Below are 14,004 nucleotides of genomic sequence, written 5' to 3'. Positions count from 1 at the left end.
GGAACGGCGGCGAAATTTTGAAATTTAGACTTGCGTAAATTTACGGTTAAATTTTAGTGGCGGATCGTCTAAATGGAGCGAAGGCGGAATCTTGGTAGAAATTTAAGCGGCACGAAATTTTAAAATTCCGTGCCGTAAGAGAGATAAAACTTTACAGGCGCGATTTAAATTCGCTATAAAATTTCACTACGCCGAGCCGTAAAATTTCGCGAAATAAACGCCGTAAATTATGCTGCGAAATTTAGGGCGCCCGAGCAACGCCGATAAATTTACGAACGCTCGCGCGGCAAAAAGCGCCGCGCGGACGCCGCTAGCAAAATTTAAATTTTTCTATAAGGCGCCTGTCCGACTTCGTAGAAGTTATTGCCCTCGCTGTCGATCGCTACGATAGCTGGGAAATCCTCGACCGTAAGTCGCGCGACCGCCTCGGGGCCAAGCTCTGGATAGGCTAATACTTCATATTTTTTGATGCTTTGGCTGATTAGCGCGCCCGCGCCGCCGATAGCGACCATATAGACGCAGCCTGATTTTTTCATCGCCTCGACGACGGCATCGCTGCGGTAGCCCTTGCCGATCATGCCGTTTATGCCCACTTCGTTTATCATCGTCGGAGTGTATTTATCCATACGTCCGCTAGTCGTAGGTCCTGCGGCACCGATTGCCTGACCCGGTTTGGCGGGGGTTGGTCCCAGGTAATATATAGTCTCGCCGGCTAAGTTTACGGGTAGCTTCTCGCCGCGAGCGAGAGTTTCGGTTAGAGCCTTGTGCGCGGCATCGCGAGCTGCGATGATGGTGCCGCTAATTAGGACGTTATCGCCCGCCTTTAGGCTTTTTACTACGCTTTTATCAAAAGGTGCGGTAATTCTTTTAACTTCTGACATGATTTCCTCCTTATAGTTCAGCGTCGGCATGGCGAGCCGCGTGGCAGTTGATATTAACGGCGACCGGAAGCCCCGCTATGTGGGTCGGATACCACTCTACATTTACCTTAACGGCGGTGTTTATGCCGCCCAAACCCTGCGGACCGACGCCCGTAGCGCGAGCCATCTCCAGTAGTTCATCCTCTAGCTTGGCGTAGCGCTCGTCGGGATTTCTGCTGTCGATCGAGCGAACTGCGGCTTGTTTGGCTAAAAGCGCCGCCTTATCCATCGTGCCACCGATACCGACGCCTACGACCATAGGAGGGCAAGCGTTAGGACCAGCGTATTTGACCGCCTCTAAAAATACCTTTTTTACCCCCTCGATGCCGTCTGCAGGAACGAGCATTTTTAGTACCGATTTGTTTTCGCTGCCAAAGCCCTTCGGGGCCACTTTGATCTTAAGCTTGTCGCCTGGGACGATGCGGGTATTGATGACCGCGGGGGTATTGTTTGTGGTGTTTTTGCGCTCAAAAAGTGGCTCTGCGACCACGGATTTGCGCAGATAACCGCCTATGTAGCCGTCCGCAACGCCTGCGTTGATAGCATCCTCTAAATATCCGCCCTCGATATGTACGTCCTGACCGAGTTCGACAAAAACCACCGTCATACCGGTATCTTGGCAGATCGGTGCGACCTCTTTCGCCGCTAAATCGGCATTTTGCAAGAGCTTGCCTAAGATATCTTTGCCGATAGGCGAAATTTCATTTTCGCGTGCTTTTTCAAACGCCGCGCGCATATCGGGCGTGACTTGATAACAGGCTTTTTTGCAAAGCTCGCTGACTACTTTGGTAATTTCATCCGCTTGGATCGTTTTCATGATCTCTCCTTATATTGAAATTTTAATGGATTATATTCCGTTAAACTAAAAACTTAGTTTAAAATTTTATATTCATTTAATAAATTTTAACAAAAGGCTAGAAAATAAGCGGTTTTTAATCTTTTTATAATAAAATACAGCTTTTCGAATTATCAAATACTAAAAATTTTGCGAAGAAATTTTAAAATCAAGGAAACCTATGAAAAAGAAAACTCTTGTGCTGCTCGTGGGCGCTTGTGTGCTTATAGGAATGATACTTTCTCTTGGGATTGCGGAGATGGTTCACCTTACGGGCACCGATAAATTCTGCGTATCCTGTCATACGATGCAGCCGATGGCAAACGCATTTCACAACGATGTTCACGGCGGCAATAACCCGCAAGGCTTCAAGGCCGATTGCGTCGCCTGTCATGTCTCTCATGAAAATACCTTTATGTATCTTTGGACCAAGGCTCTAACCTCCGCAAATGATGTCTACAAGACGGTCTTTACCGATGCCGATAAGATCGATTGGCAAGAAAAACGCAAGGAGCGAAATCATTTCGTTTATGAAAGCGGCTGCCTAAGCTGCCATCGAAATTTAAAAGAGCAGAATAATCAAGTAAATAAAGCCTGGCTCGCACATAGGGATTATTTCGCGGGCACTATCGGCAAAACCTGTGTGCAGTGCCACGAAAACGTCGGCCACAAAAATATGGGTATAGAGATCACCAAATATTGGGATAAATACAACCGAGAAAATAACAAAACCAAGTAAAGGAGAAGCAATGCTAAAAAAAGTCGCTATTTTAATAGCCTGTATCGCATCGTTTGCATTCGCAGAAATGCCCGCGCAGCATGCGAATATGTCCGCGTCGGACGCGAACGTAAGCAATTCCGTAAACGTTAGTCTTACGAAGAATTTAAAGGTAAATAGGCAGCTTACGCCGCTAGCTAGACGCTGCGTTGAGTGCCATGCTGAAAAAACTCCGGGCGTCGTTGCGGATTGGAAGATGAGCCGCCACGCTCACGTAGGCGTTAGCTGTACCGACTGCCACTCGCAGCCAGCAGATAGCCCTATGGCAGCTAAAGAGCCGCATCCGAAAGACACAGATAATCATATTTCGGTACTAGTTAGCCCAAAAACCTGTGCTAAATGCCATAGTAACGAGGTTAAAGATTTTGAAAACAGCGGTCACGCAAGAGGCGCTATGCAGATGCAAGCCAACAAAGGAATAGTTGATCTAATGTATCACTATGAAGGACGTGATATCCCTGATCTTAAACATGCACCTGATATTACCGGCTGCTCTCAATGCCACGGTAGCGTCGTTAAAATGGATGAGCATAACAAGCCTACCAAAGAGACCTGGCCTATATATGGCATCGGTACGGTTTATCCGGATGGTGGCGTAGGCGGATGCAAATCGTGCCACTCGGGTCATAAATTTTCGATCGCCGAAGCTCGTAAGCCTGCTGCTTGCGCATCTTGCCACTTAGGACCTGATCATCCGGATATCGAAATTTACAATAACTCAATGCACGGACACGTATTTAACGCTGAAGGCAATGAGTGGAAATTTGACAGCGCTCCTGGTACTTGGGCAGTTCCTGATTACCGCGCTCCTACATGTGCAACCTGCCATATGAGCGGCGGTGTGGGCGATCTAAACTCCACTCACAACGTATCTCAACGCTTGAAGTGGAATTTGTGGCAGCCTAAGAGCAATCTACGAACCGGCGGTAATGAGACCGCGGTAAGCGAGTTTTTAAATACCGGCAAACTAAATGTCGGCAATCCTTTGGCGGGTAACCTAAACGGTCCTGAGGCAGCGCGTGCTGAGATGAAGCAAGTCTGCAAAGAGTGCCACGCAAGCACCCACGCGAATAATTTCTTTGAGGTGGGCGATAAGCAGGTGCTTCTATATAACGTTTACAACGACGAAGCGACTAAGATGCTAAAAGAGCTTAAGGAAAAGAAACTTCTAAAAGACGATCCTTGGGCGGATGCGTTCCAGCGAATCTATTATGTTTCATGGCATCACGAGGGTCGCAGAATGCGCCAAGGCGCGCTAATGGGCGGACCTGATTATTCGCATTGGCACGGCGTATTCGAGGTCAAAAACGACATCAGAGAGATGCGCGAAATCTACGAGCGCCGCATCAAAACCGGCAAGATCGAGGAATAATCCTTCTTAGTCTGCTAAATTTTGCCAGACTAAACAGATCAAGCTTGTAAGCCCCTGCACTTCGCGGGGGCTTTTTTATTTGCATAAAATTTTGGAATTTTATTTTACGCCGAAATTGCGCTTGAAATTTTACTCGCCGCTTTGAAATTTCAAACGCTGCAAAGCCCATCGAAAATCGCCCCTAAAAGCCACTACAAAATCACTGTCTAATTATTTAAGATCATTGAGAATTTATGACGGAAGTAGCTGATAAATTAGAGTAAATTTATCTCTTCGCAATCCAAAATTAGCTACAATCGCGCATATCATTTAAAAGGAATTGTATGGACAAGCAAACGGCATTAGATTTTTTGAGACTTCATCAGCCGATGCCTGCGCAGCTTTCGGATCAGCTCGCGGCAGAGTTTCGCGCGGTACGGGAGTTTTTGCGTGATAATCCATGTGATGAAGCGCTTGAGCCGCTTTTGCGCTCGCTAAACGAGGGCGACGGCGCAGGTGAATATCCACTCGTGGACGAGGTGCTAGGTGCGGCGGACGATGCTGCTGCGGTAGCTGCGATTAGAGCGGTCTTGGAGGATCCGAGCACGGGCAGCGGAGCGCGATTTTGGGCGACGCTTTTTAGCGTGAGCTTCGTCCGTAAGGAGCTCATCGCAAGTCTGGAGACATCGCTTAAATACGCAAACGATGATTTGATCGAGCTTACAAAGGAACAGATCGAAATGTTTAAACAGCTGACGTAAAGTTAGCTGCGTAACTTATGATTGCGCCTTACTCGACAGATTGCGCATTGCAAAGCAAATCCAAATTTATAAAAATTGGCTTAATCACAGGCTGCTTTTAAATTTTAAAATTTTGCGGTCGCTTGAAATTTCTAGAGGCGGCGATTATGAAAGAGGCGCGCTTTATTTTCTATGCGCTGTGGCAGGCGCTCTGTGCGAGGATTGCTATCGGCAAAGAATAGCGTCGCCGCTAAGTGCGAGCGGCGTAGGCACCGAGAGATATGTATCTAGGGAGGGTAGAAATTTCACGGCGTCGTTTGAAGTAAAATTTTAAATCTGCGGGCTTGTGGTAGAATTTAAGTCGTAATAATGAAGCAGAATTTAATATGCGGCGAGCACGACGCTGAAATTTTAAGCTTGCTTCGCGCAGTGGTGAGATTTCGCTCGGTGCGATCCGTACGAAATTTTAAGCTGTAAAGATAAGGCGGAATTTCTCATACGCGATTTTTTTGAGACGAAATTTTAAGTAATGAGTTTGAGGCGGAATTCTAAGGCGTGAGTTAGATTATAAACTCGCACCGTCGGTAGAGGATACCGCGTCTTTTGCGCCGAGAACTCCTACCACACGGCGCAGATTTTGCACCCCCATCTGCACCACTAAAAATTCTACTGAGCGGAGTTGCGATCTAGAAATTTTGCAGCGGCACAAAATTGCCTGGTGCGGATTTTGAGCTTGCGCGAAATTTTGCACCGCTAGCATTCAAGAAGCGTAAAATTTTAAATCGCATATCGCTTTAAAATTTTAAACTTATGAAATTTGAGCCGCGCTTACTTTTAAATCCTGATTACGCGCCGTGCTTGGCGATGAAATTTTAAAATTTTATCGCGCCAAGAGCAGCTCGATCAATCGGCGGACGCAGTTAAAAATTAAGTATATATAAAATTCATCGGCGCGCGTGAAGCGGGGCTAAATTTAAATTGCTGGCTAAATATTTTAAAGCGCGGCCTAGACCGCTTGCGGGCGCTCGATCTTGGCTTTAAAATAGTTAAATTTAGTTCTGCGCCCGCAAGACGTTTCGGCTACCTGATTTTTGCGGTGCCGAAGCAAAGCCCGTTTTTGTCGCACTGCATATTTTCGATTTGCGGATCCTCGCTTTTGCCGCAAATTTGAATCATCTGATGCGACGCCTCGTCCATTTTGGGCTCGCTGCAATGCGAAACGCCTGGCTTTGGCTGCTCAGGATTGGAGCAAGCGCATATAAATAGCGCTGCGCAGGCGAATAAAAGAGCATTTTTCATTTTAAATCCTTTTAAAAAAATTTTGTAATTTTATCTTTGTAAAACTGAAATTTTACGGAATTTAAAGCGTTTTGGCTAAATTTAATGTATCTGCATCTGCAAATATAAATTTTCTAAATTTTGCGTTAGATACGAAGGGGCGGCGTGCGAGGCGAGATAAATTTAATATTTGCGGGCGAGCTTTAAGACGCAGCCCAAATCGTTTTACGGAAAGACATAAGATTAAAGGCGCACTTAATCTTATCTATCGTTTTAAAATTTTTTACCGAAAGCCGCTAGAATTGCGCCCTTTAAACCAAAATAAGGAGAAAATATGGCAATGACGAATTACATGGAACTTTTGATGGCAAATCAGCCGTGGAATTTGATTTTATTTATGGCGGTGCCGATGGGCTTAGCAGAAGCGATAGTAGCGAGCGAATTTTTTAGCTTATACCGCGCGAAGGAGGGCTCTTTGGCGCTAAAAATCAATAAATGCCTTAGCATCATTCTCGGCGCTTATTTTACGATATTAATTATTTACGTAGCGGTTAAAATTTTGCCCGTCATTCATTTACGTGGCGCTGCGGACACTTTAGCTTTGGCTGCATACGCAGCAGCGGCGCTGCCTGCGCTGGTGCTGCTACTTTTGGAGCTCGGAGTTATCGCAAAAGGAGCGGAATTTAGAGCTAGGCTTAAATTTCATTTCTTGGCGCTGATTGTATTTTTGGTGTTAGGGCACGTCGCGATGATTTTTGGAATGACCGATCCAGGTATGAGTGGCATGGATCATTCTATGATGGATCATGGCTCGATGAGCGGGATGAGCCACGATATGGGCTCAATGGAGGGGATGGATCATTCGCATATGGATCATGGCTCGATGGAGAACATGGATCACGGCAGCATGGATCACTCAAAGATGGAGCATTCGTATTAACTTTAGCATGCCCAGCTTGGGCTAAATTTTAAATTCTATTCCGCCGATAGCGTAGGGTTGATAAATACTTCATGATTTGATTGCTTTTCGTCTATAAAATACATATGCAAGCACCTCTAAAATTTAATATCAAGCTTATCGCCCCACCTTTTTACGTTCTTGTGATATTTTTATTCGACTTATACAGACGTAAAGCTCACGTATAGGTAGTTTTCAGTTTAAATTTGCGCGCAAACCGCTTTGGTATATTTTTTTAACGTTAGTTTAATGCTAAATTTATATAATTTAAGCGAGTTATATTTTAAGAGACGATTAAGAATGAAATGCGCTAAATTTGGGGGCATGAGATGCAAGATTACGAGTTATTGGACGTTTTGTCCAATAAAAGGGTTCTTTGCCTAGAGGACGAGCCCGGTATTTTAAAAAATATAATCGAATCGCTACAGCTGTTTTTCGGCGAAGTAGTGGGGGTCAAGGACGGGCTGGAGGCGCTCGATGAAGCGATGAGCGGCTCGTACGACGCGCTGGTTTTTGATATCGGCGTGCCGCATATGGACGGGCTAGAGGTCGTCAAAAAGATTCGAGCTGCCGGCATCTCAGTGCCGATCGTGATACTTTCGAGCCATACCGAGCAGGAGTATCTGTGGCGAGCGGTGGAGCTTAAGATCACTAGGTATCTGCCTAAGCCGTATGACAAAAACGCCTTTATAAAGGCGTTGCAAGACGTCGCTGCGGAGCTGATAAATCACGCGCCGATATTTAGCATAAACGATGAGCTGAAGTATGATTTTGCCAAAAAGATCATCTACGTAAAAGACAGCGCCTGTCATCTTTCCAAAAGCGAGAGCAAGCTTTTGGAGTACTTCTTAGCGCGCAAAAATCAAACCGTAACCTACGAGCAGCTATTTGACTATATGTGGGAGTTCGAGCAGCCCAGCAAAGAGGCGATCAAGGCGATCGTCAAAGAATTGCGCCGCAAGATCGGCAAGGACGTGATCAAAAATTTATATGCGGTGGGGTATCTCTTTGAAGTATAAATTTAAATTTATCGTAGCGCTTTTCGTGCTGCTATATATCGTAATTACGGCTTTGGTTTTTAACTTCTATCGCGAGCTTGCGCTAAAGGACACGCGGCGCGAGGCGTTTTATATCCTAGATACGATGAATGCGGTGCGCGATTACGTCTCGACCGTGCAGCGCCCGCTAATAAACGAGCTTAAAGAAAAAAAGCTTCTAAGCGAGGATTTTTTCGATCCGAGACTGATGTCTTCGACCTACATAACGCGCGAAATTTATAAAATTCAGCTCGCCAAAAATCACATTAACTACGACTACAAGCTCGTCGCTACCGATCCGCTCAATCCCGAGCACGAGGGAAGCGAGTTTGAGAATGAAATTTTAGAGGGCTTCAAAGAAAACAAATATAAAGAATACTCCAGGGTCATATATGATAAAGGTGGCGCCTCGTATCTTTTGAGTCTGCCGATAACAAACTCTCAGCCTTCGTGCACCGAGTGCCACAGCATCAACGCAGCGCCTAAAAAGATGCAAGAGCTCTATGGAGACGTGGGAAATTTCAAAGGCGGCCTAGGCGATACGATTGCGATGATAAGCTTTAGAATTCCGATAAAAAGCATTCTGCTCTATCACACCAAAGAGTTCGTCGTTAGCGGCCTAAGCTTGCTTGCAGTGTTTTTGATCTGCATATTTTGTATCTATAAAATTCACAAAAAAAACGAGACCTTAAAGATGCAGACTCAGCTTTTACTGATAAATCAAAGCCGCCTCGCGCTCATGGGCGAGATGATCGGCAATATCTCGCACCAGTGGCGCCAGCCGCTATCGCAGATCAGCTCTACGCTCATAAATTTAGAGCTTTACAACGAACGGGGCAAGCTCTCAAAAGAAAGGCTCGAAGACGGCATAAAAGATGCGGGCGAGCAGGTGAAATTTATGAGCGATACGATCGAGGATTTTAAAAATTTCTTCAACCCAAACATGCCGAAGAGGGAATTTAGCGCCGGCGAAGCGATCGAGCAGGCGCGTAAAATTTTAAACGCCTCGCTTAAAAAACACGTCATCGATATAAGCGTGCGGATAGAGGAAAATTTCACCCTTTACGGCAACGTAAACGAGCTAATCCAGGTGATCATAAATATCATAAACAACGCAAAGGAGGCGTTTTTGGACGTACCGCTTAAACGGCGCGAGATTAAAATCCGCTCGTTTTTAAAACAGGGCGAGCGGGTAATCACGATCGAAAATAACGCAAGCCGCATCGACGAAGCGCAGTTAGATAAAATTTTTGAGCCGCACTTTACGACAAAACAGCAGGGCAGCGGGCTAGGGCTATATATGAGCAAGATGATAATCGAAAAAAACGGAGGGAGCATAAGCGCTGCGAATTCTGACGAAGGCGCGATATTTACGATTGCTTTTCGTTAAATTTAGACTTCATTAAATTTCTCCCTTTTTCACCCTTTTTTGTTGATATTATTTCGAGCGTAGAACTTTGCTAATTTAAAATTTCGATTTTCAAAGGAGGAGCCATGAAAAAATGGAATAAGATGCTACTAGGCGCGCTAGCCTGTATTAGCATTTTTGCCGCAGGAGCCTGTGCTGATGAAGGCATGGGGCATGAGATGGAAATGTCGCAAAAATCGCGCGACGTCATCGCAAATCCTAAGGGCACGTTGCAAAGCAGAGGCGTCATATCCTTGCAGGACTACGTCGTAGAAGAGCGAGAGATGTATGACTGGCTATTTAAAAATCACCCGATTTTTACCAAATACGGCGGTAAGACGGTCGGCAAGATGGATGTACACGACCGAGGTTTGGAGTGGCTTGCGGAAGGTCATGGATTTGACTTTTCAAAGGCGAGTAAAAGAGACGACGGCAAGGGCTATAGCTCTATGATGTATAGAATCCCTGCGGGCTCTTCTTTGCAATTCCCAAATAAATTCATAGGTCCTGAAAAATGCGGCGAGTGCCACCCCGCACAGTATGAGACATGGAGCAGATCGCGCCATGCCACTACTATCCGCTTCCCGGGCGAGCACCCGGAGGTTAATAACAACCTAACCGATCCTGTATTTAGCCCGGATACGGCGTCGATCCTTCCAAAAGGTATTACCCCTGACGTAATTTATGCGACCGTGGGGCACCTAAGGACAAAATTCGGCTACGTAGATGCGTGGTTGCTACGAGGAACCTATCACGTAGAGGGCGGCTTGCTAAGAGATGGTACCGGTCAAATCGTAGCCGGCGGCAACCAATTCCAAAGGACTTGGGCGTTAAATTTAGACGATGAGACGGTCAAAAAGATCAAAAAGATCGTTCCGGAATTCCCGGAAACTCTAGCCGATTATGGCGATAACGGCGGTTACGTAAGAGGTCTTGCGTCGTATGCTGCAAAATACAAAAAATCGATGTTTTTCCAAGCAAACAGCTCGTATTGCGAGGTCTGCCACCCATTTAAATTCGATTTTAAAACTAAGAAAGAATTCTATGCTGCTTTGGGTAACGCAAAAGAGCTTCAAAAGCACACTATCTCCAAGGGTATCACCTGTGAAGAGTGCCATGGAGCGGGCGGTCACCTTGACGGCGCTACAAATTTTAGAACCTCAAACTGCGAACGCTGCCACCAAAGATTTAACTATAGCCCAGATTTAGCTCGTGCTAATCCGCTAAACAACGGAAATCCCGACCTATCTCTTAGCTCTAAATTTAAATCTATGGGACCGGGCTGTGGCTCTGAAGGCTCTCAATCATACTTTACCGCTCACTACGAGAAGGGTATGCGCTGCGTAACCTGCCACGATCCGCACGATAACACCGGACCGGTAGTTGGCGATAAAACCGTCAAGGGCGTAAATTACAACTCCGAGCAGGGCTATTTGAGCGCGTTTTATACAAAGCCTAAGATCACAAAAGAGTGCAAAGATTGCCACCAAGAGCAAGCTTATATCGCTGCAAGAGCCGATACGCATAAAGACAACACCTGCGCATCTTGCCACATGCCGTTTATGATGAGCTGCGAGAACTTCTACGCTATTCAGTTCCAAGACAATGCGGGATTTGATACTCAAAGAAGATCACACATCTGGAAGATCGACATCGATCCTGCTAGAAAATCTCTAGTCGCAGGCGATGCCGCCAAAGGTCCGAGAGATGCGAAAGATTGGCACTTCCAAAGAAATAAAGATGGACGAAATTTCGTCGATCTTATGTGGTCGTGCGCACGAACATCTTGGGCGGATAAAGATATGCAAGATACCAAAGGCTGCCACAGCCCTGTCGTTTCCGAGCTAAAAGAGACACTTCACTTCAAGAATCAAAAGCAGGTTTACGATGAGGTTATGGGCTGGCAAACTCCAATTAAGAGCGATTTCTCGCAAGTTAAGATCGGTATTCAAGGAATTTACTCTATCCTTGAGACTAAAAAGCTTAACTCCAGTGATAAAACTCGCGTTTACGAGCTGATCGAAAAAGCTCAAGACACCGTCGATCTTATCGAAAAAGACGGCTCATGGGGTATGCATGGCTTTAAATATACTAAGCAAAGGCTAGAGGCAGCTAAAGAGTATATTAAAGAGGCTCAAAGAATTCTAAATAATAATTTATAATTCTTTCGGGGTCGCGTAAGCTCGCGGCCCCGAAATTTAAAAGGCAAATGTATGCAAAAAAGACTAAAAATTTTCTTGCCTATCGTTTTGGCAAGCTGCGCGTTGGGCGCGAATTTAACTACGCAAGAACAAAAAGAATCTTATAGCATTGGAGCTTCTACCGGAAGCTATGTTTCAAACCAGCTGCATTCACAAGCCGCATTAGGCGTCAAATACGACTTAGATGCGGTAATAGAGGGGTTTTTGGACGCTCTTAAAAAGCAGCAGAAGCTAAAAGATGAGGAAATTATTGCGCTTTTGAATCAAAGAGCCGATAAGCTAAATAAGATCGTAGAAACAAATTCCAAAGCGGAGCTTGATAAAAATTTAAAAGCGGGCAAGGAATTTATGGCGAAAAATGCCAAAAATCCGGATGTTAAAACCACGAAATCCGGTCTTCAATATGAAATTCTAAAGCTAGGCATGGGCGAGAAGCCAAAGCCTGAGAGCGTAGTGGTGATGAACTACAAGGCGTATTTGACGAACGGCAGCGTATTTGACGATACTTTCGCATCTAAAATTCCGGCGCATCTTTCTATGATAGGCTTAATCGATGGATTGCGCGAGGGATTGCTTTTGATGAATACAGGCTCTAAATATAAATTTACAATCCCTAGTAATTTAGCCTATGGCAACGTGGACGTAGATAGAATTCCTGCGGGTTCTGTGGTAATTTTTGAAGCCGAACTACTAAAGGTTTTAAAGCCCGGCGAGCTTGCCGATGCGGCGAAAAAGCTTAGCGAGAGCGAGGCTAAAAGCTTTCACGACGCGAATAAAACAAAGTAGTTTTGCTTAAATTTAGTCGGAGGAGAATATGCAAAAGCAAAGAAGAAATTTTATAAAATCCGCCGCACTCGGCTCTTTGGGGCTTGGCGCAATCGCCTCAAGCCTACTCGCACAAAACAGCGCGGATAAAATCGCGCAAGACGCAAATGCAAGCGCCAAAAAGCAAGAGCCGAAAAAGCCGCACTACGGCATGATCTTCGATCAGAACAAATGCGTCGGCTGTACCGACTGCGAGATCGCCTGTAAAAAGGTAAATTTGGTCCCAAAAGGCCAAATGAGGCTTTTTATCCAGGATAAAACCGATCCGCTAAATTTGAAAGAAAAGCGCTACGTTAGAGTATCTTGTCAGCAGTGCGAGGACGCGCCGTGCGTAAAAGTTTGCCCGACGAAAGCCTGCCACAAAGATGAAAAAACCGGCATCACGACGATGAACACCGATGATTGCATCGCCTGTAAATACTGCATCGTTGCCTGTCCTTACGACGTGCGCTTTATAAACCACGAAACCAAAGCCGCAGAGAGCTGCAACTTCTGCTTGGATACAAATTTAAAAGATGGCCATGAGCCTGCCTGCATCGAGGCGTGCAGATACGAGGCGATCGTGTTTGGCGATCTAAACGACGAAGGCTCGCACATCAGCAAGCTACTTCGCGTAAAAGATAGCCTACGAATGCATCCTGAGTGCGGCACGAAGCCGAGCCTGCGCTATATTCCTGCGGTAAAACTAGGGGTGTGATATGAACGGAGCTATAAATTTCACTGCGACCTTCTCGCACGGCGTTGAGTGGGGCTGGCCGATCGCGGTTTATCTTTTGCTAGCGGGTATGAGCGGCGGCGCCTTGATAGTCGCGATCCTCGTTAAATTTTACAAAAAACAGACTGCAAGTACGCCGCTGTTTAAGGCCGCGTCGCTGCTATCTTTCGTAGCGATCTTACTCGGTATGGTTTGTCTGGTAGCCGATTTAGAGCGACCACTACTTTTTTGGAAAATTTTGATTAACTATAACTTCACATCGGTTATGTCCGTGGGCGTGGCGGCGCTTTGCGTCTATATTCCGCTTACCTTCGTAGCCTGCCTTTATGCGTTTGAAGAGTGCCTTAGAGAGTTTTTGACGCATAATCTTAGCTTTTTAAAAGGGCTTTTCGAGCTTGCGATGAAAATTTTAAACGCGCTTCGTCCGCTGTTTCTTGCGCTTACGCTAGTTTTTGCGGTCGCGATCTGCGCCTATACGGGCTTTTTGATCTCGGTTTTAGTTAGATTTCCTATCCTTAATACCGCCGTTTTACCTGCGCTTTTCGTGGCGTCTGGCTTATCGGCGGGCATTGCGGGCTCAAGCCTAATAGCCGCGCTTTTCTTTAAAGCGGACCCGCACGGCGGCGATCTAAAAACCTTGCATGCCGTCGAGTGGCCGGTTTTGGCGATGGAAATTTTACTAATCGGCATGATTTTTGTTTCGCTCATCACGGGCAGCGACGTGCAAAAAGCCGCCAGCGTAGCCTTTAGCGAAGGCGTTTACGCTCAGCTGTTTTGGCTAGGCGTCGTGGGCGTAGGTTTTTGCGTACCGCTAGTTTTAAATTTTGCACTGGGCAAAAAGATCGCTCACACCGCGTTTGCGTTCTACGTTAGCGCGCTTGCCAGCGTGGTCGGAGTATTACTTCTTAGAATGTTTATACTATACGCAGGACAAACTTACGATATAATAATGTAAAAC

At 45.9% G+C, this 14,004-nt stretch carries 13 protein-coding genes; 10 read left to right on the top strand and 3 right to left on the bottom strand.

All coding sequences use genetic code 11. The features are described from left to right. Positions 1–320: 320 nt before the first annotated feature. Positions 321–881, bottom strand: a complete 561-nt coding sequence (locus CGRAC_RS10470) for a Fe-S-containing hydro-lyase (RefSeq protein ID WP_040303892.1) — start codon at positions 879–881, stop codon at positions 321–323. Between the two features lie 10 nt (positions 882–891). Continuing rightward, positions 892–1,737, bottom strand: coding sequence for a fumarate hydratase (locus tag CGRAC_RS10465; protein WP_005870911.1), 846 nt, complete (start codon positions 1,735–1,737; stop codon positions 892–894). A 199-nt stretch (positions 1,738–1,936) separates the two neighbouring features. Here CGRAC_RS10465 and CGRAC_RS10460 point away from each other — a divergent pair, with 199 nt between their 5' ends. The 3 genes from CGRAC_RS10460 to CGRAC_RS10450 all read left to right on the top strand — a co-directional run bounded on the left by CGRAC_RS10460 (position 1,937) and on the right by CGRAC_RS10450 (position 4,645). Further along, positions 1,937–2,494 (top strand): cytochrome c3 family protein, encoded by a 558-nt coding sequence (locus CGRAC_RS10460; protein ID WP_005870909.1) that lies wholly within the window; start codon positions 1,937–1,939, stop codon positions 2,492–2,494. A 10-nt stretch (positions 2,495–2,504) separates the two neighbouring features. Next, positions 2,505–3,905, top strand: a complete 1,401-nt coding sequence (locus tag CGRAC_RS10455) for a multiheme c-type cytochrome (RefSeq protein ID WP_005870908.1) — start codon at positions 2,505–2,507, stop codon at positions 3,903–3,905. Between the two features lie 323 nt (positions 3,906–4,228). Then, the gene (locus CGRAC_RS10450; RefSeq protein ID WP_005870906.1) at positions 4,229–4,645 is read left to right on the top strand and encodes a hypothetical protein; all 417 of its coding nucleotides are present in this window, start codon (positions 4,229–4,231) and stop codon (positions 4,643–4,645) included. Between the two features lie 1,059 nt (positions 4,646–5,704). On the opposite strand, the gene CGRAC_RS10435 is transcribed toward CGRAC_RS10450, so the two are convergent. Next, a complete protein-coding gene (locus CGRAC_RS10435) occupies positions 5,705–5,923 on the bottom strand; it encodes a hypothetical protein (protein WP_040303889.1) in 219 nt (72 codons plus the stop codon). Positions 5,924–6,236: 313 nt separating this feature from the next. Here CGRAC_RS10435 and CGRAC_RS12790 point away from each other — a divergent pair, with 313 nt between their 5' ends. The 7 genes from CGRAC_RS12790 to nrfD all read left to right on the top strand — a co-directional run bounded on the left by CGRAC_RS12790 (position 6,237) and on the right by nrfD (position 14,001). Beyond that, a complete protein-coding gene (locus tag CGRAC_RS12790) occupies positions 6,237–6,842 on the top strand; it encodes a DUF6803 family protein (protein ID WP_005870897.1) in 606 nt (201 codons plus the stop codon). A gap of 347 nt (positions 6,843–7,189) precedes the next feature. Then, complete coding sequence (locus tag CGRAC_RS10420; protein WP_005870895.1) at positions 7,190–7,879, top strand: response regulator transcription factor; 690 nt, start codon at positions 7,190–7,192, stop codon at positions 7,877–7,879. Beyond that, positions 7,869–9,287 carry an ATP-binding protein gene (locus CGRAC_RS10415; RefSeq protein WP_005870894.1) on the top strand — a complete coding sequence of 473 codons (1,419 nt, stop codon included), beginning with the start codon at positions 7,869–7,871 and terminating at the stop codon, positions 9,285–9,287. Before CGRAC_RS10420 ends, CGRAC_RS10415 begins: the two co-directional genes overlap by 11 nt. A gap of 104 nt (positions 9,288–9,391) precedes the next feature. Next, positions 9,392–11,467, top strand: coding sequence for a hypothetical protein (locus CGRAC_RS10410; protein WP_005870893.1), 2,076 nt, complete (start codon positions 9,392–9,394; stop codon positions 11,465–11,467). 51 nt (positions 11,468–11,518) lie between these two features. Beyond that, positions 11,519–12,292 (top strand): FKBP-type peptidyl-prolyl cis-trans isomerase N-terminal domain-containing protein, encoded by a 774-nt coding sequence (locus tag CGRAC_RS10405; RefSeq protein WP_005870892.1) that lies wholly within the window; start codon positions 11,519–11,521, stop codon positions 12,290–12,292. A gap of 28 nt (positions 12,293–12,320) precedes the next feature. Continuing rightward, positions 12,321–13,028, top strand: a complete 708-nt coding sequence (locus CGRAC_RS10400) for a 4Fe-4S dicluster domain-containing protein (protein WP_005870891.1) — start codon at positions 12,321–12,323, stop codon at positions 13,026–13,028. 1 nt (position 13,029) lies between these two features. Beyond that, on the top strand, positions 13,030–14,001 hold the full coding sequence (nrfD, locus tag CGRAC_RS10395; protein ID WP_005870890.1) for an NrfD/PsrC family molybdoenzyme membrane anchor subunit: 972 nt from the start codon (positions 13,030–13,032) through the stop codon (positions 13,999–14,001). The last annotated feature ends 3 nt before the right edge of the window (positions 14,002–14,004 follow it).

The organism is Campylobacter gracilis, assembly GCF_001190745.1.
Lineage (GTDB): Bacteria > Campylobacterota > Campylobacteria > Campylobacterales > Campylobacteraceae > Campylobacter_B > Campylobacter_B gracilis.
Note: the sequence above shows the minus strand (reverse complement) of the source record. Positions and strands in the feature narration are given on the sequence as shown.

Excerpts from the sequence above, each read along its gene's own strand:
- CGRAC_RS10470 (WP_040303892.1), bottom strand. The coding sequence starts at position 881 with ATGTCAGAAGTTAAAAGAATTACCGCACCTTTTGATAAAAGCGTAGTA.
- CGRAC_RS10465 (WP_005870911.1), bottom strand. The coding sequence starts at position 1,737 with ATGAAAACGATCCAAGCGGATGAAATTACCAAAGTAGTCAGCGAGCTT.
- CGRAC_RS10460 (WP_005870909.1), top strand. The coding sequence starts at position 1,937 with ATGAAAAAGAAAACTCTTGTGCTGCTCGTGGGCGCTTGTGTGCTTATA.
- CGRAC_RS10455 (WP_005870908.1), top strand. The coding sequence starts at position 2,505 with ATGCTAAAAAAAGTCGCTATTTTAATAGCCTGTATCGCATCGTTTGCA.
- CGRAC_RS10450 (WP_005870906.1), top strand. The coding sequence starts at position 4,229 with ATGGACAAGCAAACGGCATTAGATTTTTTGAGACTTCATCAGCCGATG.
- CGRAC_RS10435 (WP_040303889.1), bottom strand. The coding sequence starts at position 5,923 with ATGAAAAATGCTCTTTTATTCGCCTGCGCAGCGCTATTTATATGCGCT.
- CGRAC_RS12790 (WP_005870897.1), top strand. The coding sequence starts at position 6,237 with ATGGCAATGACGAATTACATGGAACTTTTGATGGCAAATCAGCCGTGG.
- CGRAC_RS10420 (WP_005870895.1), top strand. The coding sequence starts at position 7,190 with ATGCAAGATTACGAGTTATTGGACGTTTTGTCCAATAAAAGGGTTCTT.
- CGRAC_RS10410 (WP_005870893.1), top strand. The coding sequence starts at position 9,392 with ATGAAAAAATGGAATAAGATGCTACTAGGCGCGCTAGCCTGTATTAGC.
- CGRAC_RS10405 (WP_005870892.1), top strand. The coding sequence starts at position 11,519 with ATGCAAAAAAGACTAAAAATTTTCTTGCCTATCGTTTTGGCAAGCTGC.
- CGRAC_RS10400 (WP_005870891.1), top strand. The coding sequence starts at position 12,321 with ATGCAAAAGCAAAGAAGAAATTTTATAAAATCCGCCGCACTCGGCTCT.
- nrfD (WP_005870890.1), top strand. The coding sequence starts at position 13,030 with ATGAACGGAGCTATAAATTTCACTGCGACCTTCTCGCACGGCGTTGAG.